This is a genomic window from Priestia megaterium, assembly GCF_046599315.1.
Taxonomy (GTDB): Bacteria; Bacillota; Bacilli; order Bacillales; family Bacillaceae_H; genus Priestia; species Priestia megaterium_F.
The window spans coordinates 348,215-372,182 of record NZ_JBKIKC010000002.1 but is presented as its reverse complement, the minus strand read 5'-3'; the positions used below and the strand labels follow the sequence as shown (position 1 = coordinate 372,182).

The 23,968-nt window shown below is 37.9% G+C and carries 22 protein-coding genes; 19 read left to right on the top strand and 3 right to left on the bottom strand.

The window, feature by feature from the left end:
- Nucleotides 1-34 precede the first annotated feature (34 nt).
- Complete coding sequence (locus tag ACLHDF_RS09225; protein WP_413918577.1) at nucleotides 35-310, top strand: DUF6123 family protein; 276 nt, start codon at nucleotides 35-37, stop codon at nucleotides 308-310.
- A gap of 6 nt (nucleotides 311-316) precedes the next feature.
- Here ACLHDF_RS09225 and ACLHDF_RS09220 read toward each other — a convergent pair whose 3' ends face one another.
- On the bottom strand, nucleotides 317-715 hold the full coding sequence (locus tag ACLHDF_RS09220; RefSeq protein ID WP_413918576.1) for a reverse transcriptase-like protein: 399 nt from the start codon (nucleotides 713-715) through the stop codon (nucleotides 317-319).
- Between the two features lie 219 nt (nucleotides 716-934).
- On the opposite strand from ACLHDF_RS09220, the gene ACLHDF_RS09215 reads away from it, so the two are divergent.
- From ACLHDF_RS09215 to ACLHDF_RS09205, 3 genes are read left to right on the top strand one after another with little or no spacing between them, the layout of a single operon-like run.
- The gene (locus ACLHDF_RS09215; protein ID WP_028414031.1) at nucleotides 935-1,588 is read left to right on the top strand and encodes a ribonuclease H family protein; all 654 of its coding nucleotides are present in this window, start codon (nucleotides 935-937) and stop codon (nucleotides 1,586-1,588) included.
- A gap of 29 nt (nucleotides 1,589-1,617) precedes the next feature.
- Nucleotides 1,618-1,800 (top strand): zinc-finger domain-containing protein, encoded by a 183-nt coding sequence (locus tag ACLHDF_RS09210; RefSeq protein ID WP_413918575.1) that lies wholly within the window; start codon nucleotides 1,618-1,620, stop codon nucleotides 1,798-1,800.
- A gap of 56 nt (nucleotides 1,801-1,856) precedes the next feature.
- The gene (locus ACLHDF_RS09205; protein ID WP_013056174.1) at nucleotides 1,857-2,129 is read left to right on the top strand and encodes a DUF2564 family protein; all 273 of its coding nucleotides are present in this window, start codon (nucleotides 1,857-1,859) and stop codon (nucleotides 2,127-2,129) included.
- Between the two features lie 60 nt (nucleotides 2,130-2,189).
- Here the strand turns inward: ACLHDF_RS09205 and cspD are convergent, their stop codons facing one another.
- On the bottom strand, nucleotides 2,190-2,393 hold the full coding sequence (gene cspD, locus ACLHDF_RS09200; protein ID WP_013056175.1) for a cold-shock protein CspD: 204 nt from the start codon (nucleotides 2,391-2,393) through the stop codon (nucleotides 2,190-2,192).
- Between the two features lie 276 nt (nucleotides 2,394-2,669).
- Here cspD and ACLHDF_RS09195 point away from each other — a divergent pair, with 276 nt between their 5' ends.
- The 3 genes from ACLHDF_RS09195 (at nucleotide 2,670) to ACLHDF_RS09185 (ending at nucleotide 8,875) form a co-directional block, all read left to right on the top strand.
- Nucleotides 2,670-2,957: a hypothetical protein gene (locus ACLHDF_RS09195; RefSeq protein ID WP_413918574.1), complete on the top strand. Its 288-nt coding sequence runs from the start codon at nucleotides 2,670-2,672 to the stop codon at nucleotides 2,955-2,957.
- Nucleotides 2,958-3,260: 303 nt separating this feature from the next.
- Nucleotides 3,261-4,502, top strand: coding sequence for an MFS transporter (locus ACLHDF_RS09190; protein WP_413918573.1), 1,242 nt, complete (start codon nucleotides 3,261-3,263; stop codon nucleotides 4,500-4,502).
- A 167-nt stretch (nucleotides 4,503-4,669) separates the two neighbouring features.
- The gene (locus ACLHDF_RS09185) at nucleotides 4,670-8,875 is read left to right on the top strand and encodes a tetratricopeptide repeat protein (protein ID WP_413918572.1); all 4,206 of its coding nucleotides are present in this window, start codon (nucleotides 4,670-4,672) and stop codon (nucleotides 8,873-8,875) included.
- A 28-nt stretch (nucleotides 8,876-8,903) separates the two neighbouring features.
- Here the strand turns inward: ACLHDF_RS09185 and ACLHDF_RS09180 are convergent, their stop codons facing one another.
- Nucleotides 8,904-10,199, bottom strand: coding sequence for a purine/pyrimidine permease (locus ACLHDF_RS09180; protein ID WP_413918571.1), 1,296 nt, complete (start codon nucleotides 10,197-10,199; stop codon nucleotides 8,904-8,906).
- A 252-nt stretch (nucleotides 10,200-10,451) separates the two neighbouring features.
- Between ACLHDF_RS09180 and ACLHDF_RS09175 the strand changes: the two genes are divergently transcribed.
- The 12 genes from ACLHDF_RS09175 to ACLHDF_RS09120 all read left to right on the top strand — a co-directional run bounded on the left by ACLHDF_RS09175 (nucleotide 10,452) and on the right by ACLHDF_RS09120 (nucleotide 23,957).
- A complete protein-coding gene (locus tag ACLHDF_RS09175) occupies nucleotides 10,452-11,276 on the top strand; it encodes a M55 family metallopeptidase (RefSeq protein ID WP_413918570.1) in 825 nt (274 codons plus the stop codon).
- Between the two features lie 14 nt (nucleotides 11,277-11,290).
- Nucleotides 11,291-12,220 carry an ABC transporter permease gene (locus ACLHDF_RS09170; protein WP_413918569.1) on the top strand — a complete coding sequence of 310 codons (930 nt, stop codon included), beginning with the start codon at nucleotides 11,291-11,293 and terminating at the stop codon, nucleotides 12,218-12,220.
- Nucleotide 12,221: 1 nt separating this feature from the next.
- Nucleotides 12,222-13,160: an ABC transporter permease gene (locus ACLHDF_RS09165; protein ID WP_413918568.1), complete on the top strand. Its 939-nt coding sequence runs from the start codon at nucleotides 12,222-12,224 to the stop codon at nucleotides 13,158-13,160.
- 4 nt (nucleotides 13,161-13,164) lie between these two features.
- A complete protein-coding gene (locus ACLHDF_RS09160; RefSeq protein ID WP_413918567.1) occupies nucleotides 13,165-14,163 on the top strand; it encodes an ABC transporter ATP-binding protein in 999 nt (332 codons plus the stop codon).
- Nucleotides 14,164-14,186: 23 nt separating this feature from the next.
- Nucleotides 14,187-15,830 (top strand): peptide ABC transporter substrate-binding protein, encoded by a 1,644-nt coding sequence (locus ACLHDF_RS09155; RefSeq protein WP_413918566.1) that lies wholly within the window; start codon nucleotides 14,187-14,189, stop codon nucleotides 15,828-15,830.
- Nucleotides 15,831-15,918: 88 nt separating this feature from the next.
- On the top strand, nucleotides 15,919-16,863 hold the full coding sequence (locus ACLHDF_RS09150; RefSeq protein ID WP_413918565.1) for a S66 peptidase family protein: 945 nt from the start codon (nucleotides 15,919-15,921) through the stop codon (nucleotides 16,861-16,863).
- Between the two features lie 28 nt (nucleotides 16,864-16,891).
- Nucleotides 16,892-17,803, top strand: coding sequence for an NlpC/P60 family protein (locus ACLHDF_RS09145; protein ID WP_413918564.1), 912 nt, complete (start codon nucleotides 16,892-16,894; stop codon nucleotides 17,801-17,803).
- A gap of 12 nt (nucleotides 17,804-17,815) precedes the next feature.
- A complete protein-coding gene (locus ACLHDF_RS09140) occupies nucleotides 17,816-18,823 on the top strand; it encodes an ABC transporter ATP-binding protein (protein WP_413918563.1) in 1,008 nt (335 codons plus the stop codon).
- A 14-nt stretch (nucleotides 18,824-18,837) separates the two neighbouring features.
- Entirely contained in the window at nucleotides 18,838-19,599 is a 762-nt protein-coding gene (locus ACLHDF_RS09135) for a serine hydrolase (protein ID WP_413918562.1), read from the top strand.
- 314 nt (nucleotides 19,600-19,913) lie between these two features.
- Nucleotides 19,914-20,465, top strand: a complete 552-nt coding sequence (locus tag ACLHDF_RS09130; RefSeq protein WP_413918561.1) for a hypothetical protein — start codon at nucleotides 19,914-19,916, stop codon at nucleotides 20,463-20,465.
- A 109-nt stretch (nucleotides 20,466-20,574) separates the two neighbouring features.
- Nucleotides 20,575-21,102: a GNAT family N-acetyltransferase gene (locus tag ACLHDF_RS09125; RefSeq protein WP_413918560.1), complete on the top strand. Its 528-nt coding sequence runs from the start codon at nucleotides 20,575-20,577 to the stop codon at nucleotides 21,100-21,102.
- An 86-nt stretch (nucleotides 21,103-21,188) separates the two neighbouring features.
- A complete protein-coding gene (locus tag ACLHDF_RS09120) occupies nucleotides 21,189-23,957 on the top strand; it encodes an EAL domain-containing protein (RefSeq protein ID WP_413918559.1) in 2,769 nt (922 codons plus the stop codon).
- Nucleotides 23,958-23,968 lie beyond the last annotated feature (11 nt).

Here is a 23,968-nt window from a genome sequence, read left to right as displayed (position 1 = left end):
AAGAAGAACCTTTGCAAAAGGATGGGACGAAAAAGTGACAAAAACAGCTCAAACCGTTGAAGAGTATCTTCTTTATCTTGAAGAAAAAGGCTTTCATTTAGCAGAAGACGCACGTGGATTCATTTCATTTGGTCAGCAGTATACACGTGCAGCTGACGAAATGGTCATATTTACAATTGAATGGACATTAAAAGTACAAAAAGATTTTGACGGCAGTTTCTTTGTATCTCTACTCGAGAATTTAACATCAAATCGTATTAGCAATCAAAAACAAGCCATTCAGTATTTAAAAGCATCAGGTATGATTTAAGCAGGATTACATTCCTGCTTCTTTTTGATTAATGGCTTGTCTGGCCAGCTGATCAGCACCTCCATTTTGAGAACTAGGAATCCATTTTATAAAAAATAAATCAAATTGACTCGACAATTTGAGGGCTTCTTCCAGTAAGGGAGCAAACGCTTTATTTTTAACGTATTCTTGGTTCATTGCCCGGTCTACCAACTGAGAGTCTGTTCGAAAAGATACGCTTGTATACTTTTTTTCTAAACAAATTTTTAATGCATGAAGAAGTGCATGGTACTCTGCTTCATGATTCGTCATTGTCCCAAGAGCAATAGCGTAACGATGATGTTCACCATTTCCTTTAATTAAAATACCAGCTCCAGAAGGGCCAGGGTTGCCAGCAGTGGCTCCGTCTATATAAACTTCAATCATCATGTAGCCTCCTTGTTAAAATGATATAAGCTTAAACCATGTTTTTTTATCAATAGTATTGTATCATAAGTACTTCAGCTATTTTATATTAGTACGTATAAACGCTAAAATCCGCTTATTAGGTAAGAAAACTGTCATGAAAAGACATAATAGAAGATAAAATACAAAAAAGCAGAAAAAGTGTTAAATTCAAAATTGCTGATGAAAGGAATGCTCGTTATGAATTTCCAAATTGAATGGCATTATAAATCCTCGAAACATAAACAGTTAATTTTCACATCTGATTTTACAGATGCGAATGAGGCACTAATGATTGTGGGTGATTTAGAAAAAACAGGTCGAACGAAGGAAATTTTTCTTCTTGATGAGCAGCAGCAAAAATGGACTGTAAAAGAAGCGAAAAAGCTCTTGCAGGAAGTACAGACAGAGCCTCATGATATTGTTGCATATTTTGACGGAGGTTACGAGCATGATACGCTCTTGGCGGGGCTTGGAGTTGTGATTTATTTTAAACAGAATAACCAGTCCTATCGAATACGACGCAACTCAAGACTGCAAGAGATTGAATCAAATAACGAGGCAGAGTATGCTGCTTTTTATTATTTAATACAAGAGCTTGAAGAACTTGGTGTTCATCATATACCTGTAACGTTTAGAGGTGACTCACAGGTTGTACTAAATCAGCTGGCTGGGGAGTGGCCATGTTTCGAAGAAGAGTTTAATCGATACTTAGATCGAATAGAAGATAAAATGCAGGAACTTGGCATCCGACCTGTATATGAGCCTATTTCAAGGAAGGAAAATGAAGAGGCTGATCAGCTTGCTACTCAAGCTCTTCAAGGGATACCAATTGCTAGCAGGAAGCAAGTGTAACACACAGAATGAAATGGAGATGAACGAGAGTGGAGCGTAAACAATTATTAGAAGAAGTAACAGAGTTATTAGATTACTACTGTAGTGGTTGTTTTGTAAAAAAAACGTTTAATAAAGAAAAGGGCAAAACATACGCTCAAACGTTTTGTATTAAAGAGTGTACCGTAGGAGAAAAAATTAAGCAGTATGGAGATTTGCTGACTAAAAAGTAAGTGTGTATAATTTGCCGGCAGCAGCTTCATTCTATCCATATGGAGGTGTTCTTTCAATGGATAAGTTTTCAAATGAAGAAGTAACAACAGGATATAATGATTTAAAGCAAGTAGAAGTGTCTATTCAATCTGCTCAAAAAATGATTGGGACAGCTACGATGAGTATGAGTCCTCAGCAGCTTGAGGAAGCAACGAATGCGCTTAATGATGCAAAAGCACAGCTTCAATCTGCCAAAGCTCATGGAACAGGGGTAGACGAGCAATTTCTTCAGCAGTGCATGCAGTCTATCCAAACGTGTGAACAGCAGCTTACTGAGGCCAAACGCTAGGTACAACAAAAAAGAGACTCGGAAAAAGAGTCTCTTTTACTATAAAATAAAAAGATCTATTTATGATAGCTTAGTGACATTAGCGGCTTGCGGGCCTCTATTGCCTTCTACAATTTCAAAAGATACCTCTTGTCCTTCTTCCAAGGATTTATAACCTTCGCTTTGGATGGCAGAAAAATGTACAAATACGTCGCTGCCGCCTTCAACTTCAATAAAGCCATAGCCTTTTTCATTGTTGAACCATTTTACTTTACCATTTTGCATAACTTGAATCCTCCTAGTACTGTGCAGCATCATGCTGCTGAAACTCGAATTATCATTTCCAACAGAGGTAAATGATTGTTTATATTATATAATAAGAAGAAATAAAATTTCAATATTAAAATTTAATTATTCTGAAAATTAAATTTTATTTAAAGAGAATGCAGTACACGTATAGCTAAAAAAATTTTTTATGAAATGAAAAATAACTGAAAATTTAGTTTATAATAAAAGTATAGTCAGCACAATTTTAACGCGGTGATAAGGAGTGGATCGTGTATGTATCGTACACAAGTAAATGGAAAAGAAATCATCTTGTTGTTTTCAACTCTCGAAGCATCAAAGAGCCGCAGCAACTTAGAGAAAGAACAAATTTATAAGCGAGTACTGCATTTAAATGAGCAGCTGTTAATGTTTCAAAGTGGAACAAGCTTCACTATCGGCGATCCGTTAGGATTAATTGTAGCTCAAGTGAAAAAAAGCGATTTGACAACCATATATATCGAACATATTATTGATAAACAGTTTATGTATGATGGAGATGGTCATCGAGGTGAAGTAGTGTAACAAGCCCACACCAATATATGAAGAAGCGTACGGAGATACTCGTACGCTTCTTCATATATTGGATTGAAAAATATGTAATTTTACAAGTATTAACAGGAATAAATAACAAAGTTCAATAAATTAAAGAAGAAAATTGAAACCATGAATAGCAATCACCCTTTTAGCTAAAAAATATAGATACACATCATCTTATGTAATGAGAAAGTTAAGCTTTAAAATCAATGAATAAGAGAGGTTTTATAAAGCTTAAACTGAGAAACGCGTTGTTGTGACGTTAATTAGAAGTAAGGTTTGGAGGACGCTATGGAAAGTAGAAAAAAATTGGATTTACTTGCTCTTGCTTCTGTGCCACTTATCATGACCCTCGGAAATTCAATGTTAATTCCGGTATTACCGGTGATTGAAAAACGTCTACAGATAAGCTCGCTGCAGGTATCCATGATTATCACGGTCTACTCAATTTTCGCTATTTTTTTAATTCCGATTGCTGGTTATTTGTCAGATCGGTTTGGCCGCAAGAAAATTATCATTCCCAGTTTGCTGCTTGCTGCAGTAGGGGGGGCTTTAACAGGCTGGGCTTCATGGCAAATGGCCAATCCTTTTTGGGTTATTTTAATTGGCCGCGCGATTCAAGGAGTAGGGTCAGCAGGAGCTATGCCTGTTGTGATGCCTTGTGTAGGAGATATGTTTAAAGACGAGCAAGAAATTACAAAAGGATTAGGTTTGATTGAAACAGCTAATACGTTTGGGAAAGTACTAAGCCCAATACTAGGAGCTTTTTTAGCGGCTACGATTTGGTTTCTTCCTTTTTGGTTCATTCCTATCCTTTGCATCATATCCATTCTTTTGGTTACCTTTTTAGTAAAAGTTCCGAAAAGTGATAGTTCTTCTGAATCTGAACAAAAAAAGAAAAGTATTACACAGTTTTTAAAGGATTTGAAGAAGACCCTAAAAGAAAATATTGGATGGCTTATGGCTATTTTTATTTTAGGAGCCATTATTATGCTTGTATTATTCGGTGTTTTATTTTATCTATCCACCATATTAGAGGAGCGTTATCATATTTTGAATACGAAAAAAGGTTTAGTAATGGCTATTCCTTTGCTAGCTTTATCTATTTCTTCTTTTGTAGCGGGGAAAAAAGTAGGAAACAATAAAGTCGTTATGAAGTGGTGTGCTTTTTTTGGCTTTTTATTGTTAACATGTTCTTTCATCATTTTATTTTTTAATACGTCTCTTTTTAGTATTTTACTCACTTTAGTGCTTGGTGGAATTGGAATCGGAGCAGCTCTTCCCAGTCTTGATGCGCTCATTACAGAAGGAATTGAAAAAGAAGAGAGAGGAACCATTACGTCTCTGTACAGTTCGATGCGTTTTGTTGGAGTAGCAGCTGGACCTCCTCTTTATACATTGCTTATGAAATGGTCTGACATGGCTGTGTTCCAGACGTCTCTAGGGATTAGTGCAGTAGGGGCAATCTTAGTTTTAAAAGCCATTAAACCAAAAACTGAAGGTGGCGTAAAATTGAAGAAAGCTGAAGTATAATTTCACGGAGCTGTCTTATGATAAAAGACAGCTCTTTGCTATTTAAAGACCCGTCAATATACTTAAATTTATATTGCATGTAGAAAAAATCCTTGAAATTTCTTATACTTCAATTTATAGACAACAGATGCAACAGTTCTTACTTTATCAAATAAGGTGGTTTTAAATTGAGTATAAATTATCAGAAATTAAAGAGCATGGTAGATCACTATCAAATATTTGATCTTGTAGCGTATATAACAGAAGAAGTACAAATCCTTCAACCAAAGAGTCTTACGGGTATTGTGAAAGAATGGTTAACAAATCTAAAAACGGAAGAAGAGCTTTACGAGCTTATTCGTTTTTGTGATGATGCTTTATTAAATCATTTAAGCCGACTGTTAACGACATATGGCTATCGTCGATTCGGCTCCATTCGAATGATTACTCTTTATTGTGATGATCTTCTGCGTGAAGGCAAGATACTCGACGCTGACGATAGACTTTCTTTATTAATTTCTCAATTGGATACAGACTCAGTCACAGAGGAGCAGCTTGAGAAAATCTATTTCTTAAAGGTAAGAATTCTTTTAGAAATGAAACAAGTAGATGAAGCCTATAGGTGGATGAAGAAAGTAGCATCACATAATCAAAAAGGTATGGCTGACCGTTGGGGTTATTTTTATTTGCAGACGAATGACAGAATGAAAGCCGAAGCTTGTTTAAAAGAAGGGACGGCATATAAGGAGAATGGAGATTTTTGCTACTCGATGCTCGCGGACTTATATGCGTACGAAGGAAAGCATGAACAATCGCTTGAAACAATTAACGAAGCTATTTCTCGCTACCCACAGCTTCCGCCTTTATACATGGATAAAGTGGCGCGATTAAAGGATTTAAAAGAGTATTCTCTCTTGCTTGAAACGATTGAATTTATCGACTCAAAATTACCCTATCACGATTATCAAGATTTTTTTACGTTGCTGCGCGCCGACATTTATTTTGAACAGCAGCAACAATCTCAGCTTAAACATCTTCTTTCGACCAAACGATGTTTAAAAGACTCACCCTATCACAAACTAGTAGGAAAGCATACAGACGGTAAATTCAATACAGTCAAGCTTCCTATTGTGCCAATTGTTCAAAAAGATAATTATTGCGTGCCAGCCAGTATGAGTATGATGTTAAAGCTTTTACATACCGAAAAAACGCAGGATGAGATTGGAACCCGTATTTACGGTGGATTAGGATCTAAATTATCAACTGCGGTGAGCTACTTTGAATCCCTTGGCTTTGCAGCGACGTTTTTTACAGGCACAGTTGAACAGTTTAAAGAACTATTAGACAAAGGGCTGCCTATTCTGGTAAGTCTGGAATTTGAACAAGCTTCTCATGTTCAAGTTGTATTTGGCTATGATGATGAGCTTGAACTTTTTCATGTGCAAGATGCTAATTTTCTAAGTCCAACATATGTAGAGTATAAGAATTTTGATCAGCAGTATGCCAATTCAGGTTTTTTATCCATTGTTGCTTCTAAAACAGCAGCGGATCTCGCTTCGCTTTCTAAAAAGCAAGATGTATTTATTCGCCAGCTGTATGACTTAATTGAACTAGTTGAAGCAGATGAAGAGACATACATTAACGAGCTTGTTTCTTTATTAAAGGCGAATGAGCACGTGCCGTTTGCAGCTATTTATAGTATGAAGCATTTGTACAGAAAAGAGCATGAAGCCTATATTCGGACTTGTATTAATCATGTGTTAGAGAAATATAGCAATCATGATTATCTCAAGCTTCACGCCGCATATGCCTTTTTTAAACTTGACGATAGTAAGGGAGCATCTTCTTTGTTATTACATATAAATAACAAAAAGCATAGCTCTTTTTATCACTATCTTAAAGGAAGAATTGCGCTGGATGAAGAGAAATATGGCAAGGCTGTTGAAGCGCTTCGCAGCTCGTTGCAATTAGACGTAGAGCAGCATTTGAACTGGAGCTATTTAGCACTTGCATATATGTACCAAGGAAATCTCAAAAAGGCTTTTGAATGCTCGAATATTTCCTTAAATATGTATGGTGATGAACCTTATACACAAATCAATCACGGACTTATTTTAATGGAGAAAGAAAGATACGCAGAAGCAAGAAACCTTTTTAATGCGTTATTAAAAGAAAACCCAAAAGATGCGCACAGCTGGTTTGAAAGAGCCCGTTGTGATGAACATTTAGAAAAGTTTCGTAAAGCTTACCTGGGATTCCAAGTAGCTAAACAGCTTCTGCCGACTGTTCCTTATCCATATCTTTCACTAGCGGATTTGTTACAATATCAACTAGAGGAAACAGACAAAGCTGAAAGCCATCTCAAAGAAGGCATGAACTACCTCCCTAGTGACATGACAATTCGAGGAAGATTAGGCGATTTATACGTTGCGAATCAAAGGTATGAAGAAGCTATTGCTCTGTATAAAGAAGGTTTAAAAATAGAGGAAGATGCCCTTATGTATTTGGGCTTATCATATGCATATCTAGAAACAGGGGAACATCTAACGGCTGTTGATACGCTTACGCTTATTGCGCAGAAGTTTTCATCGAACAGCGACGTCATGTTGGATGCAGGCAGTATGCTTTTAGATGCAGCAAAACAAAAGGAGCTAGACAACCAAACGATAGAGTTTGGATTTGCTCTTTATGAAGAAGGAATTCACTTTGCTCAAACAGCGTTAGATGAAGTATTAGAAGCATATACGAGTTATTTAGAAGAGACGGCTTTACTGACTCGTGGAATTGAGTTTTTAACTGCAGAACACCAAGAGCATCCTAATGAGATTTTGTACATGTGCTATTTAGGCATATTATATGAACAAACCAAACAGCTAACAAAAAGTGAAGAACTTTATCATCAAGCGCTTCGTATCAAGCAAGATGTTTTGCCATATTATCGGTTAGGTGAAATATACAAATCGATGAATCGCATTGCTGAAGCAAAAGAGGCCTTTGAAAAATGCTTAACTCTTGATAAAACATTTGAAGCCGCTTATATGAAGCTTGCCGAAATGGCTTGTGAAGAACAAAACCGAACGGCTGAAAGGAATTGGCTGCTTCAATGGATACAGCTAAATCCTATGGAAGTAAACGTTGAGCACGTAGCTTCACTTTGTGAAACAGAGAAAGAATATGAAGAGCTATTAGAGGTATTAAAGAGCGTAGAGGAAATTGTGCTACCTCAATGGCTCGCTGACAGCCAGGCTCATGTGTACCGTCTAAAAGGAGACATTTCACAGGCTAAAACGTATGTAGAGAAGGCTCTTGAACTAGATTCACAAAACCCGGCTATTCGCCATCACCAGGCAAAATGGCTCATGATGGAGCAGAGATATGAAGAAGCTAGAAAAATTCTTACAGGATTACTAAGTGAGGATCCCGAAGATTACGCTCTCTATCCAACATTCATGTCTAGCTTTCCTAATGGAAAAAAACTTTCTGGGCTTATGGCAGATTTAAAAAAGATAAAAGTAGAAAAACAAAGCAAAAGCATGTTGTTTAAAAACGCAGCCGAGGCTTTAAATGAGTATGCCGATTCCATCGTAGAAGAGCAACAAGGGTCTATCTTCAAACGAAGCTTAGCAAAGTTTAAAGCAAAAGCAAAAGCGGTTACGCTCCTTGGCTTAACGATTGAGCTGTACGAACTTGCCATAAAAACGGATGGGAATAATAAAGATGCTGTGCATGCATTTGCGTCTTTTTATGAAGAAAAAGGATTGATTGAAGATAGTATCACCGTACTGAAAAAATCATTGCATCAAAGCTGGGATTTTGATGTTGCCTATCATTTAGCCAATATACTCGTTAATATACATGAAAATGAACAGGTTGCACATGAGGCGCTAAACTTGGTTCAAAAACTTCTTGAACAGCAGCCGTTTCATATAGATTTGCAGATATACCGAGCATTTATTTTGAGCAATCTTGAGGAGACAGAGAAAGCGGAGACAGCTTTTCAAGAATTACTTCAGCAGCAGATTTATCAGCCGGACATATATGCAGGACTAGCAAAACTGTATAACAAAACGGAACGCTATCACGAAACTGTTCAGCTTCTTCAAAAAGCCATTGAACAAGGTCAAGAGTATGAAGGGCTGTATACTGATTTAGGTATTGCTTATCATTTGGAAGGTGAAACGGAAGCAGCAGCTTCGCTGATGATAAGAAGAGTAGAAAGCGGAGACGAAGACCTTTTTATTCGCTATAACTTGGCATGCTATCTAGCGGTTCTTGGAAAAACTGCTTCTGCTCAAGAAGAGTTGGATTATGTTTTAGCGCACGATGAAACGAGAGAATTTTATGAAATGGCTAGGGAAGACGCTGAACTAAAAGGATTAACGGTAGGAAGGTGAAAAAAGAAGCTGAGTTTCAGCTTCTTTTTTATACTTCTTTTGCAGCTTGTTTTTTCAAAGAAATCGATTCGGAGATTTCCAGTGCAAGAATGATAATCGTACCAAGAACTAATCCGTTGCTCAAAAACGTAGTAACTAAAGGTGGCAACGTTGAAAAAGCTTGTGAAGGCAAAAACATAACCCCGATCCCTGATAACAAAGCAATACCCGCTCTTTTCATTGCTTTTTCCGGCTGTGTGGCGTGCTTGAATTCTCCAATTCCAAGAGCCATCATCCCTGTAAAAACAGGAAAGATTGCCGCGTATCCGACGGCAGGAGGGAGAGCCGACATAATGGACGTTAAAGGAGTAAAGATACTTAGAAAAAGCAAAAGACACGATGCCACAATAAAAGGAACTCGGCTATAGAGATTTGTAGCTGAAATAAACCCACCGGAACCTGAAATAGGAACAGCACCGACGCCTGAAAACAATCCTCCAAGCAGCTGACTTATCCCCGAAACTATACCCGAACGCTTCATGTTGCCTCTTTCAATCTTTTCTCCTTTGTGTTTATAGACAGACTCAACAACACGAATAGAAGCGAGCATGTTTGTAATTAAAATGAGCGTGACAAAAAAAGCAGTAACAACCATATTCCATTCAACGCGGGGAGCTCCAAATACGAACACTTTAGGTATGTAAAATAACTGTGCCTGAAATTCGATCGGTTTAGCTAATCCTAGCAGTGCAAATACTCCCCAGCCTACACCGATACTAATGATAATGCTGAGCTTATTTAACGTTCTGTGCGATAATAAATAGAAAGTCAGCAGTAAAATCGCAGCTGAAGCCATCGCAATCGGAAGTTTAATAGCTGAATTCGTTTCTGTAATGCCAAACATTCCTTTTAAAAAGGAGCCGCTGAGCTGCGTCACTAACAAAATTAAATATGTACCGGTAACTGTCGGGGTAAAGTATTTTGCTAATTTATCAATGAGACCAAACAGACTCATCAAAATAGCAATTATCCCGCTTATAAGGAGGGTGAACTGCAGTACGCGGAGCGTTTCGGAGTGAGAACCAAACAGAACGGTTCCAAGACCTGCATACAGAGAAAAGACGCCCCACCAAACGCCGGCTGGTCCTTCCATGATGGGGTATTTATGCCCCACAAACATCTGTAAAAGCCCGGATAAAGCCAAAATAAATAACGTTCGCTGTAAAAATTGAATAGAGTCCGCTGCGTTTAAATGAAACTGAGAAGCAATTACAATAGGAACAATCATACTATTAGAAATCATAAATAAAAACCATTGTAAAGAAGCAATGGAGACTCGAAACATTGTTAACACCTCAATTAATGCCGCTGAGCAGCTGAATAAACCAACAGGTTGCTCTATTATTTTACCATGGGATTTCCAATTTGTAAGCGATATCTTGTAAAAAGGGTGAGGGATAAAGTGTCGAAAAATTCAATATATTGTTGTGAAAATAAGATAGATAATTTATAATTTTCTTACAACTATAAATTATAAACATAAGAATAATTTATACTGAATTAACTAACAGTCAAGGAAGGAGGAGGAGTAAGACAAATGAAACTATATCTGTCGGTGGATATGGAAGGAATTACAGGACTCGTCGATCACACAAATGTTCTACAAAAAAAAGAAAACTATGAAAGAAGCCGCAAAATAATGACGGATGAAGCAAATGCAGTGATTTATGCAGGCTTTAGAGAAGAGTGTTCAGAAATTGTGGTAAATGACAGTCATTCCAGTATGAATAATCTCCTTGTTGAACGGCTTCATCCAGAAACTCAGCTTATTTCAGGAAGCGTAAAACCATATTCAATGGTACAGGGATTAGATCAGACTTTCGATGGTGCGATGTTTCTTGGATATCATGCCAGAGCATCCATGCCTGGTGTCATGTCTCATTCTATGATATTTGGTGCTCGAAATATGTACATAGACGATACGAATATCGGAGAGTTAGGCTTCAATGCATACGTCGCAGGCTACTACGGCGTGCCAGTTTTAATGGTAGCCGGTGATGACCAAACGGCATTGGAAGCACAGCAGCTTATTCCAAACGTGACGACTGCTATCGTCAAACAGGCCATTTCACGTTCTGCAGCCAAAACATTAACCCCCAAGAAAGCAGAGCAATTACTTCAAGAAAAAACAGCCACAGCTATTCAGCACAAACACCTTATTAAACCTTTAATTCCACCTAAACACCCAACCTTACGAATAGAATTTGCGAACTACGGTCAAGCTGAGTGGGCGCATTTAATGCCAGGCACAGACATTGAACCTGGAACGACGACCGTTCGGTTTCAAGCAAAAGATATTTTGGAAGCCTATCAAGCCATGCTTGTTATGACTGAACTGGCTACGCGCACAACATTCTGTTAGAAGGTGGGATAAAGGTGAAAAGTTATATTTTGAAAAGATTTTTATCCATGCTTGTTACGCTGTGGGTAATTGTGACCTTAACCTTCTTTTTAATGCATTCGATTCCTGGCTCTCCTTTTAATGAAGAACGAGCGACAAGCGATGCAGTTCAAAAAAACTTGGAATCATTTTATCACTTAGATGAACCGCTAGTTGTGCAATATATTCTTTATTTAAAATCCATTGCTACCTTTGACTTTGGTCCTTCCATTAAACAGCCGTCTCAAACGGTTAACGATCTTTTAGGAAGAGGGTTTCCAGTGTCATTTGAACTTGGAATGGTCACGTTAATTCTTGCGGTGATTTCCGGTATTACACTAGGCATTATTGCTGCTCTTAGAAGGAATAGAATAATTGATTACATTGCGATGAGCATAGCAGTTATCGGACTGTCAGTTCCAAATTTTATTATGGCCACATTGTTAATTCAACAGTTTTCTGTCAATTTAAAAATTCTACCTGCAGCTACGTGGACGAGCCCTTTACATATGATTCTTCCGACGCTAGCTCTTGCTACAGGTCCTATGGCTATTATTGCGCGGTTGACTCGCTCAAGCATGATAGAAGTATTGACTCAAGATTATATTCGAACAGCGCGTGCAAAAGGGCTTTCGCCAGTGAAAATTGTATTTAAGCATGCGCTTAGAAATGCTTTAATGCCCGTTATAACAGTTCTTGGAACGATTGCAGCCAGCGTATTAACCGGAACGTTTGTTATTGAGCAAGTCTTTGCTATTCCTGGCATGGGAAAATATTTTGTCGACAGTATTAATATGAGAGACTATCCCGTGATTATGGGCACCACGGTCTTTTACAGTTTGATTCTTATCATTATGCTTTTTTTAGTAGATATTGCTTACGGAATACTTGATCCAAGAATCAAACTACATAAGAAGGAGGGATAGCGTGCTGGAAAAACAGGAGTATAAGCAAATTCCTGATGAGTGGTTTGTGCCAAAGAAAAAAAAGAAATCTGAAGCCGAAGCAGTTGTAAGACCGAGTCTTTCTTATTGGCATGATGCTTGGCGCAGGCTTGTAAAAAATAAGTTGGCCATGCTAGGTCTCTTTCTTTTAGTCATCCTCGTTGTGATGGCTATATTCGGCCCTATGTTTTCACCGCACAGTGTAACGAAAGCTTCTTTTACAGAGCAAAACCTGCCTCCTTCAGCTAGTCATTGGTTTGGAACAGATGACTTAGGCAGAGATATGTACACTCGGACATGGTACGGAGCTAGAATTTCTTTATTTGTCGGACTGATGGCAGCTCTTATTGATTTTATTATTGGCGTAATTTACGGGGGGATCTCAGGCTATAAAGGCGGAAAAACAGACAATATTATGATGCGGGTAATTGAAATTTTATATGGTCTTCCTTATTTATTAGTCGTGATTTTATTGATGGTGGTTATGGGTCCAGGTCTTTCTACAATTATTATGGCACTTTCTGTTACAGGTTGGATCGGAATGGCGAGGATTGTACGGGGGCAAGTGTTGCAAATCAAAAACTATGAATACGTGCTTGCATCCAAAACGTTTGGAACAAAAACTAGCCGTATCATTAAGAGGAACCTCCTTCCAAATACGATGGGACCGATTATCGTTCAAATGACATTAACCGTACCAACAGCCATTTTTGCTGAAGCTTTTTTAAGCTTTTTAGGACTTGGTGTACAGGCTCCTTATGCCAGCTGGGGAGTAATGGCAAACGATGGCTTATCAACGATTCTATCAGGCTATTGGTGGCGTTTGTTTTTTCCCGCTTTTTTTATTTCTCTTACCATGTTTGCTTTTAATGTCCTTGGAGACGGACTGCAAGATGCACTTGATCCGAAATTAAGGAGGTAAGCAAATGGAAAAAATGATACAAATCAAAAACTTACACGTACAGTTTTCAACTTACGGAGGGCAAGTTCAAGCTGTAAGAGGCGTTAGTTTTGATTTACATAAAGGCGAAACACTAGCGATTGTAAGAGAATCAGGGTGTGGGAAAAGTGTGACATCTCAAAGCATTATGAGGTTAATTCCGACACCTCCCGGAAGGATCATAAGCGGATCTATTTTATTTAAAGGCCAGGACTTAACGAAACTATCAGAAAAGAAAATGCGAGACATTCGAGGCGCTGATATTTCGATGATTTTTCAGGATCCTATGACTGCGCTTAACCCAACTCTTCGCGTAGGTGAGCAAATTGCAGAAAATATTATGCAACATGAAAATATCTCAAAAGAAAAAGCAAAAAAAAAAGCATTAGAAATACTGGAGCTAGTCGGAATTCCAAATCCTAAAGAACGCCTAAAGCAATATCCTCATGAATTTAGCGGGGGAATGAGACAGCGTATTGTCATTGCAATGGCCCTTGTATGCAACCCGGAAGTACTAATTGCTGATGAACCTACCACAGCTCTTGATGTCACGATACAAGCGCAGATTTTAGAATTGTTTAAGGACATTCAGCAGAAAACGGATGTATCGATTGTTTTAATTACCCATGATTTAGGCGTAGTTGCTCAGGTAGCTGACCGCATTGCTGTAATGTATGCAGGGAAGATTGTAGAAATTGGAACAAGAAGAGACATTTTTTATACGCCGCAGCATCCGTATACAAAAGGATTGCTGCGTTCAGTTCCTCGCTTAGATTTACATGAAAGTGAGCTTGTGCCTATTGCAGGGTCACCTCCCGATTTATTTGCACCTCCACCCGGATGTTCGTTCGCACCTCGCTGTCCTTACGTAATGGAAGTGTGTGACCGCATGTATCCTTCATCGACAAAGCTGAAAGAAAGTCATCAAGTTCACTGTTGGCTTCAAGATGAGAGAGCCCGAAAATTTGTATCAACTATAACCTAGATTTATAGACGAATAGAGAATGTATGAAAGAGGGGGAAATGATGAAAAAAATAGGGTCAGTATTAATGATGCTTATACTTATGTTTGCACTTGCTGCTTGTACGGCCACAAAAGATTCAGGCGCGGAGCCAGAAAAGAAGAACAGTACAGCAAAAGAAGAAGGTAAGGTTCTTTATATGAATAATGGTGCAGAACCTACGTCTTTTGATCCGCCTATTGGATTTGATTCATATTCATGGAATATGCTTAATAACTTAATGGAAGGGCTGACTCGTTTAGGAAAAAGCGATGAGCCTCAAGGAGCAGTGGCCGAGAAATGGGATATCTCTGACGACAAAAAGGTCTATACGTTTCATTTACGAAAAGATGCTAAATGGTCAAACGGAGATGACGTAAAAGCAAGTGATTTTGTGTTTGCATGGAAGAGGCTGTTAGACCCTAAGACTGGTTCTCCAGCGGCATTTTTAGGCTATTTCATTCAAGGTGGAGAGGAATTTAATACGGGTAAAGGCAGTGCTGATCAAGTAGGGGTAAAAGCGCTAGATGACAAAACCTTTGAAGTTACGCTTAAAAGTCCTCAAGTCTATTTCTTAAGCGTAGTTTCCAATCCAGCGTTCTTCCCCATTAATGAAAAAGTAGCGACCAAAAACCCAAAATGGTTTGCAGAAGCAGATTCTTTCGTTGCTAATGGTCCATTTAATTTAACTCAATGGAAGCATAATAGTAATCTAGTAATGGAAAGAAACGATCAGTATTGGGATGCTAAAAATGTAAAGCTTGACAAGGTAAAATGGGCAATTGTTGAAAATACAAACACAGAGTATCAAATGTATCAAAATGGAGAACTAGATGTTTCTGAAATTCCATCGGATTTAAGTGAAAAGCTGTTGAAAGATGGAGATGTTCATATTGAAGACCAAGCAGGAACTTACTTCTATCGTTTTAACTTAGATAAAGAGCCTTTTCAAAATAAAAATATCCGTAAAGCATTTGCGATGGCCGTAGATCAAGATCAAATTGTTAATTTTGTTACAAAAAATAAAGAAAAACCAGCTCGCGGGTTCGTATCGTACGGATTTAAAGACGCGGATGAAAAGGACTTCCGTCAAATGGGCGGCGACTTATTAAAAACAGACGGCAAAGAAGCAAAAGCACTTCTGAAAAAAGGAATGAAAGAAGAAGGATATAAAAAGCTGCCAGCTATTACGCTAACATATAGTACAGACGACACGCATAAAAAAATAGCAGAAGCCCTGCAGCAAATGTTTAAAGAAAATCTAGGCGTAGATGTGAAGCTTGCTAATATGGAGTGGAATGTTTTCCAAGAAGAACAAAAAGCGTTAAAGTTTCAGCTGTCACGAAGTTCATTTTTAGCTGATTATGCAGATCCAATTAACTTTTTAGAGAGCTTCCAGACGGGGCATTCGATGAATCGTACAGCCTGGAGCAATAAAAAATATGATGAGTTAATTAAACAAGCTATGAACGAAACGGATAATAAAAAACGTTTTGAGCTTATGTACAAGGCAGAAGGTATTTTATTTGATGAGATGCCAATTATCCCCATTCATTTCTACAACTATGTGTTTTTAATAAAAGATAACGTATCTGGAATTGTTCGTCACCCTGTTGGCTATTTAGATTTGAAGTGGGCTGATAAACAGTAAAGTGGAACTTATCGTCAGAGGGGATTTTAATTCCCTTCTGACCCAAGTTTCACTTTCTTCATTTCTTTACACAAAAGGAGTGTAACAAATGATAAAACCTAAACCATTACAAACAGGTGATACAGTAGCTGTTATTGCACCTGCTAGTCCGCCTGATCAGCACAATCTAAAAAAAGGAATAGAATATTTAAAGGAAATAGGATTAAACGTAGTAACGGGTGCGCATTTATATAAAAAAAACGGGTACTTGGCAGGGACTGATAAGCAGCGAGCATCCGATATACATGCGATGTTTGCTAATAAGGAAATAAAGGCAATTATCTGTGCATGCGGAGGGTACGGAACTGCTAGACTTGTATCGCAATTAAATTACGATTTAATTAAGCGAAACCCAAAGATTTTCTGGGGATATAGCGATATTACGTTTTTACATACGGCTATTCATCAGCGCACAGGTTTGGTTACCTTTCACGGGCCAATGCTTTCATCAGATATTGGAAAAGAAGAGGCTCATATAGAGACGAAGCAAACGATTTATCAATTGTTTTCTCCCCGTTCTTTTTGCTATACGGATCAAATCAGTCAGCTCGATGCTATTTGTGAAGGAGAAGCAACTGGACAGCTAATAGGAGGAAATCTTACTTTGCTCGCAAGCACGCTTGGCACACCATTTGAAATAGATACAAAAAATCGTATTTTATTTATTGAAGATATTGATGAAGAACCGTATGAAATTGATCGTATGATGACACAGCTGTACATGGCCAATAAGCTGCAGGATGCAGCAGGAATTATTATCGGAGATTTTCATAACTGCTATCCTAGAAAACGCACAGAGTCGCTCTCATTAGAAGAGACGTTAACAAGTTACCTTATTTCTTTAAAAAAGCCTGTTATGAAAGGGTTTCGCATCGGACATTGCTCTCCTCAAACAGCTGTAGCGATTGGAAGTTACGCAACGATGTCGACTTATAAACGAATAGTGGAATTTGAATCGGGCATTGCATTACCAAAAGATAAAGTTGGATGCTAAAGGTGAAATCTACGGGGAGGATAAATAAGTGGTAGATAAAAAACTGTATTACGTTTGTGTAGCTGTGGCAACTGTTTGGACTTCCTATGACTCTAGCAGAGAAATAGATGACCATGCAACAAGTGTCCCAGTAAAACTGGATAAATGGCTAGAGCAATTAACGTATAAACCTCGGTTGGAGCTTTGTGAGAAAAATTTAGTTCAAACACAGCTGTTACTAGGAGAAGAAGTATATGTAACGGAAATGAAAGATAAATGGGCAAAAATTGTCATTCCTTCTCAATTTTCTTCTAAAGATGAAAGAGGATATCCCGGGTGGGTTCCTTTTCACCAACTAATTTCTCAAGCTAAGTATTCTCCGCTGCATGGAGCAACGGCAGTGGTGTCATCAACGATTGCGACACTACAGCTAGCGGAAGAATCTCTGCAAATTAGTTATCAAACGCAGCTCCCTCTATTAAAAGAAGAAAAAGGATGGCTAGAGGTTCAAACACCGGTTGGGAATGGGAGAATAAAACGTCAAGATGCTGTTGTAATAGGGAATAGAAACCATAAAGTGACACAAGGAACTGGTGATATGATTATTGCGGCAGGAGAACAGTTTTTGAATCTTCCATATTTATGGGGAGGCATGAGCGCCTGGGGATATGATTGTTCTGGATTTGCTTATGCTACTCATAAAGCAAACGGCTATCTTATTCCTAGAGATGCCACGGATCAAGCAAGGCAAGGAAAAGAAGTAGGATTAGCCTCTATTCAGCCTGGAGATTTGCTGTTTTTTGCTCATGAAAAAGGGAAAGGGTCCATCCACCATGTTGGTATTTATTATGGAAACGGAAAAATGCTTCATTCACCTAAAACAGGTAAAACCGTTGAACTGATTGAATTAAAAGGAACGCTTTATGAAGAAGAGCTGTGCGCAGCCCGGCGCTATTATTAGGAGGTGGCAGTTATGGCAATGAAGCACTTGTTAGAAGTAAAGCAGCTGAGTAAATATTTTTCGATTACGAATAAGCAGGTTTTGAAAGCAGTAGACGGCGTGTCTTTTCATATTTCAAAAGGAGAAACCTTTGGACTTGTTGGTGAGTCCGGCTGCGGAAAATCCACCGCCGGGCGAACAATCATTGGATTGTACAACCGTACATCAGGAGAGGTGCTGTATAAAGGTAAAAATGTGCATGAGCTATCAGAGAAAGAGAAGTTTGCTTTTCATCGTAATATGCAAATGATTTTTCAAGATCCATATGCTTCATTAAATCCTCGTTCTACCGTGAAGGAGATTATCTCAGAACCAATGGAGGTTCACGGACTTTATTCGAATAAAAAAGAGATGCTGAACCGCGTGTATGAGCTGTTAGAAGATGTTGGGCTAAATCGTGATCATGCCAATCGCTATCCTCATGAATTCAGCGGCGGGCAGTGCCAGCGCATAGGGATAGCCAGAGCTTTAGCACTAAATCCAGAATGCATTATTGCAGACGAACCTATTTCTGCTTTAGATGTGTCTGTACAGGCTCAAGTAGTTAATTTATTAAAAAAACTCCAAAAAGAAAAAGGGTTAACTTATTTATTTATTGCCCATGACTTATCGATGGTAAAGCATATAAGCAATCGTATCGGAGTTATGTATTTAGGGCATTTAGTAGAATTAACCACAAGTTCGGAGCTGTATCAAAAACCGCTTCACCCATACACTCAAGCTCTACTATCAGCTATCCCTATTCCTGACCCTGACGTTGAGGATAACCGGAAGCGAATTGTTCTTAAAGGAGAATTGCCAAGTCCCATTAACCCTCCCTCTGGCTGCGTGTTTAATACGCGTTGTCCTCTTGCAGTAGCAGCCTGCAAGACTCAAAAGCCAGAGTGGCAAGAAGTTGAAGAAAATCACTTTGTAGCCTGTCACTTGTACAACCAAAAGATAATGAGTAACAACTATATTGAAACTGCTGCGAAAAAATGATGGAAAGAGCGAGAATGAAAATAGAAGATGCAATTACTAAATGGAAGCGTAATAATAATGGACTTATACGTATTCATATTGAAGGAAAAGAATCCATACAGATTAATTCTTTTATTAAACAAAGAGCAGCAAGTACAATAAAGCTACTGCTTGCAATAGAAACGTTTCGTCAAATTGATGAGGGTAACTTCGCTTTAACATCTGTCATTCAAAGAACAGAAAAAAACGCGGTTGGTGGAGCAGGCATACTTGGCTCTTTGCCATTGTTGGTACACATTAAGGTAGAAGAGCTGCTTACCCTTATGATAATTGTATCTGACAATACAGCTACAAATGAGCTCATTTCTTTAGTGGGATTTGAAAAAATTAACGAATGTGCTAAAAATATAGGATTAAAGAAAACCGTTTTAAACCGTTATATGATGGATGCAGCAGCTGTTAAAAGGGGTATGGATAATTATACGTGTGCCTCTGATGTAATAAAGTGTCTAAGAGAAATATATGAAGGAAACCTTTTGCAAAAATCTAGTCGTGAAAAAATAATGAGAATGCTAGAACTGCAGCAGTTTCAACATAAGCTTCCAGCACGTGTAGGACCAGCGTTTCAGGTTGCGAATAAGACCGGAGAACTACGGGGAGCAGAACATGATAGTGCTATTCTCATTCGAGGTAAGGAAAGGTATTATGCCGTTGTTTTAATAGACGGACTAAGTGACAATGAACAGGGAAGAAGATTAATTGCTGACATTGGATACCTTCTGTCATCTAACATCTAAAAATGGGGATGTTAGCTATCTTTTATTTAAGGTCTTCTACTAAAAAAATTTAAAATTTAATAGTAATAAATACTGGTCCTCTTAATTCTTGGAGAAACCATTCTTTGCTGTGCTGGATTTGTATTAGCAATAGGTAAACATGTTCTTTTCCATAAAATTTTATGAAAAAATAATGATAAATCATTCATCCTATACCAACTTATTCATATTTTTTATATAATAGAATAATAGTATATATTTTAAACGAATAGTTAATGTCTATGCAAAGCAGTAAGAAACATGAAATTATTCGATTCATAAATGGTGGTGTATGTATGACAAACGAACATGTAATGATAGATATTATAAAGGCATTTAAACGCAATTCAACTGAATCCATTGCCATGGATTTAATTAAGGAAGTGCGAGGGACATTTAGTCCATTACCTAAATATATAGCGGATTTAATTGATGAGCTGAGAAAATTAAATTTAAGAGATGAAGTGATCAGTGTCATTTTGTATCAATCTGTATATGTGGCAGATCATCAATTTAATATTAAAGATACGATTACAAATCGCCAATTTGTCAAAGATACGATTGAAATGGGCAGAAGATGGGTGCATCAGTACGGCCGAATTGAAACAGTAGAAGAAGCAATTCATATCGCAGAGCAAGTATCTACAAAGGAGGACTTGCCTCATCATTTGCAAACAGCAACAATTGACGAAAAAATTACGCTTGAAGTGCAGCTTGATTATCAAACGTATGAAATGTTGAAAAATATAGCGGTTTATTACGATCACCATTCCTATGAACAGTCAATGACTGTAGCAATTAATCGTTTATATACGCAGCTGCGCGATGCACAATCAAAAAATAGTTAAATGCAAAATCTCACATGTTTCGTACATCATGTGAGATTTTTTAGGAGGTGAAAAATGCGCAGATGAAAATGTCTTGCTCCATCATTCACCAAAAGGAGGGAGACCATAGATGAGGGTATATTTATCTCGTCTTCAAAAAAAAGATGCTTCTAAAGTTTTTGCTTATTGGTCGGATGAAGAGGTTACTAGATATATGAATATTGAGCCGTTTACGACGCTGTATCAGGCAGAGAGCATGATTGAACTTCTGCAAAGCTTAATGAAAGAAGGGAAAGCAGCACGCTATGCTATTCGATTAAAAACCTCGGATGAGATCATTGGAACCTGCGGACTAAACCGTATTGATTATGATAAAAAGCAAGCCGAGATTGGTTATGATTTAGGTAGGCCTTTTTGGAAAAAAGGTCTCATGACAGAAGCGCTTTGTCTTTTGCTAGAAAAAGCTTTTGAAGAGTTTGATATACAAGAGATTGAAGCAAAAGTTGATCCTAATAATAAAGATTCAATTACTCTTTTAAAAAAATTCTCGTTTCAACTAGAAGAGACGTATGAGTCAGATGATTGTACGTGTCTATACACACTCAACAAAGAAAAAGTGAGCACGATATTGCTTGGACGTTCAGAAGGTAAGGAGTAAATCGAGCAGAAGTTCTTTTGAAATAGTAAATATTTTTAGGCCTTAACCGATAACAAAGAAAAGAACAAATTGAAAGAAGGTCATGAATGAATCATCATACACATTTACTAGAAGGGACGTACAATGAGTTACTCGTTACACTCTCTTTTCTTATCGCTATTACTGCGGCGTACGCTTCTTTTGGGTTAGCTAATCGCGTGAAAATTTCCCGGGCAAAATTTATTCAGTTTTGGTTAATTAGCGGTGCCTTTACGTTGGGAATAGGTATTTGGTCAATGCATTTTATCGCGATGCTTGCGTTTCATTTGCCTGTAGATGTTTCATACAATTTATGGTTTGTTCTTCTCTCAATCTTGGGAGCGATAACGGGATGCTATATAGGCCTTTACCTCATTCACAAACAAAAGAAAAATATGAAAGCACTCATCATTGCAGGTAGCTTTATGGGAGCTGGAATTGTTTTTATGCATTATTCCGGCATGGTGGCAATGCAGCCAATTATGATTTTATATAATCCATTTCTCGTTTTTCTTTCTATTCTCATTGCTGTTGCTGCTTCTAATACAGCTTTGTGGCTTGGATTTTACTCAAGGCTAAATGAAGGGGAGCTTACGGTTTTTGCTAAGCTTATTTGTTCTACTATTATGGGTATCGCTATTGCAGGTATGCACTATACGGGCATGCAGGCAGCTTCTTTTTCAGGAGTATCAATATCTGAACAATCAAACGGTTATGTCTTAAACCCAGTGTATTTATCAGCCGTTATTATTTTTTTTATTGTATGCCTATTTACGGCTGTGTTTTTTACCATTTTTATGGATCGACGTGTACAAAAACAAGAAGTTTTAAAATGGGCTTTTTTTGAATCTGCACCGGATGCTATTTTGCTGATTGACGAAAAAAGACATATTTTATCGCTCAATTATGCAGCGGAAACGCTTTTCTCTCTTAAAGCGTCAGAGGTGATTGGGAGTGATGTGGTTAAGCTGCTTCCCTTTTATAGATTTTCTTCTTTACAAGAAGGACGAACTGAGCACTCCCTTTTTATAACTAATAAGGAGGTCACGGTTGAGGTCACGGTGATGGCAGTAGCGATTGAAGAGACGGTTGAGCATATGCTGTATATACGAAATATGACACAAGAGCGTGAAGCAGAAAAAACGCTGATTGAAGCAAAAGATCGCTATGAAAATTTGTTTTACTCCTCTCCATTGGCAATTATGGTCCATCGAGAAGAAGAGGTCGTATCTGTTAATGATGCTATGATTCAGCTTTTAGGAGCAACTGAAGGCCAGCTGGCTGGTAAGTCTTTATATAATTTCTTTTCATCTGAACAAGTTCCTGATATTAAAAAAGGATTGAAGGCAGTAAAGGATAGAAAACCTGCACCAAAGCCTCAGTTAACTCAGTTGAAAATGTTTAATGCGTTAGGTAAGGAACTTTTTTTGGAGGTAACATCTACGCTCATTCAAATTAATGGAAAGACGCTTTTTCAAACAGTTGCTAGAGATATAACCGAGCAGAAAAAAGCTCAAGAATCCCTTCAATATATGGCTTTTCACGATATGCTAACAGATTTACCAAATCGAAGTATGTTTTCAAACATTGTAGAGAAATCCATTGATTTAGCAGCCGCTTCAGGAAAAAAACTTTATTTCTTATTTTTAGATCTAGATCGTTTCAAACAGGTGAACGACACATTTGGTCATTATGCTGGAGATCAGCTTATGCTTCAAGTTGTCGAACGAATGAAGAGCTGCCTAAGAAACCAAGATGTGCTTTCTCGTTTTGGAGGAGATGAGTTTTTAGTTTTACTGCATGATAGGACGGATGAAGAAGTAAAAAAAATCTGCCAATCAATAAATGAATGCTTATCTACGCCCTTTGTACTGCTATCGAGAGATGTTTATTTAGGGGTCAGTATCGGAGTTAGTTTATTCCCGAAAGATGGAAAGTCGCTTGAAGTGCTAGTTCGACATGCTGATTTAGCTATGTACGAAGTCAAAAAACAAGGGCGTAATCATTATCTGTTTTATCAAAAAGAAATGCAGGTTCATACTACGCGCCGAATGAGAATTGAAGATGGCTTACGCAAGGCTTTTGAGCTGGACGAAATGGAGCTTCACTATCAGCCGAAAGTCAATATTCAAACGGGCCATATTGTTGGGGTGGAAGCTTTGATTCGCTGGACTCATGCCGAGATGGGCGTTATTTCTCCTGGGGAATTTATTCCGATTGCTGAAGAAACAGGCGTTATTGTTACGTTGACGAAATGGGTATTAAGAAAAGCATGCTATCAAAATAAGTATTGGCAGCTGCAAGGACTTCCTCCATTAAAAATGAGTGTAAACATATCAAGCGTGGATTTTGGTACAACTGATTTTGTTGATTATGTGTTAGACGTCTTGCACGAAGTAGAGTTGGAACCAGGATATTTAGAGCTTGAAATTACAGAAAGTGTAACGATGAAGTATGTTGAGCAAACAATTGAAAAGCTACAAATCTTAAAAGATGCAGGAGTATTTATTTCGATTGATGATTTTGGCTCAGGATACTCCTCGTTCAGCTATATTCAGAAATTACCTATTCATACACTGAAAATTGACAGGTCTTTTATTAAAGATTTAGACCCTAATACAACGGAAGTGTCGATTGTCAGAGCTATTATTACGCTAGCTAAAAGTTTGCAGCTATCCGTCGTAGCGGAAGGCGTAGAAGAAGTTGAACAAGTAGAACTTCTTCATAAAGAAAAATGTGATGAAGTGCAAGGATATTATTTCTCCAAACCGATTTCAGCTGAGGAATTTTATCGGAAATTTCATAAAATCGAAGAAAAAATGGAATTTGTTCATTAATATAAAAAGCT

Bases quoted from the DNA above. Each gene is read 5' to 3' on its own strand.
- ACLHDF_RS09205 (WP_013056174.1), top strand. From the start codon at position 1,857: ATGGATAAGTTTTCAAATGAAGAAGTAACAACAGGATATAATGATTTA.
- ACLHDF_RS09215 (WP_028414031.1), top strand. From the start codon at position 935: ATGAATTTCCAAATTGAATGGCATTATAAATCCTCGAAACATAAACAG.
- cspD (WP_013056175.1), bottom strand. From the start codon at position 2,393: ATGCAAAATGGTAAAGTAAAATGGTTCAACAATGAAAAAGGCTATGGC.
- ACLHDF_RS09120 (WP_413918559.1), top strand. From the start codon at position 21,189: ATGAATCATCATACACATTTACTAGAAGGGACGTACAATGAGTTACTC.
- ACLHDF_RS09220 (WP_413918576.1), bottom strand. From the start codon at position 715: ATGATTGAAGTTTATATAGACGGAGCCACTGCTGGCAACCCTGGCCCT.
- ACLHDF_RS09125 (WP_413918560.1), top strand. From the start codon at position 20,575: ATGAGGGTATATTTATCTCGTCTTCAAAAAAAAGATGCTTCTAAAGTT.
- ACLHDF_RS09160 (WP_413918567.1), top strand. From the start codon at position 13,165: ATGGAAAAAATGATACAAATCAAAAACTTACACGTACAGTTTTCAACT.
- ACLHDF_RS09130 (WP_413918561.1), top strand. From the start codon at position 19,914: ATGACAAACGAACATGTAATGATAGATATTATAAAGGCATTTAAACGC.
- ACLHDF_RS09175 (WP_413918570.1), top strand. From the start codon at position 10,452: ATGAAACTATATCTGTCGGTGGATATGGAAGGAATTACAGGACTCGTC.
- ACLHDF_RS09195 (WP_413918574.1), top strand. From the start codon at position 2,670: ATGTATCGTACACAAGTAAATGGAAAAGAAATCATCTTGTTGTTTTCA.
- ACLHDF_RS09150 (WP_413918565.1), top strand. From the start codon at position 15,919: ATGATAAAACCTAAACCATTACAAACAGGTGATACAGTAGCTGTTATT.
- ACLHDF_RS09180 (WP_413918571.1), bottom strand. From the start codon at position 10,199: ATGTTTCGAGTCTCCATTGCTTCTTTACAATGGTTTTTATTTATGATT.
- ACLHDF_RS09140 (WP_413918563.1), top strand. From the start codon at position 17,816: ATGGCAATGAAGCACTTGTTAGAAGTAAAGCAGCTGAGTAAATATTTT.
- ACLHDF_RS09190 (WP_413918573.1), top strand. From the start codon at position 3,261: ATGGAAAGTAGAAAAAAATTGGATTTACTTGCTCTTGCTTCTGTGCCA.
- ACLHDF_RS09155 (WP_413918566.1), top strand. From the start codon at position 14,187: ATGAAAGAGGGGGAAATGATGAAAAAAATAGGGTCAGTATTAATGATG.
- ACLHDF_RS09135 (WP_413918562.1), top strand. From the start codon at position 18,838: ATGAAAATAGAAGATGCAATTACTAAATGGAAGCGTAATAATAATGGA.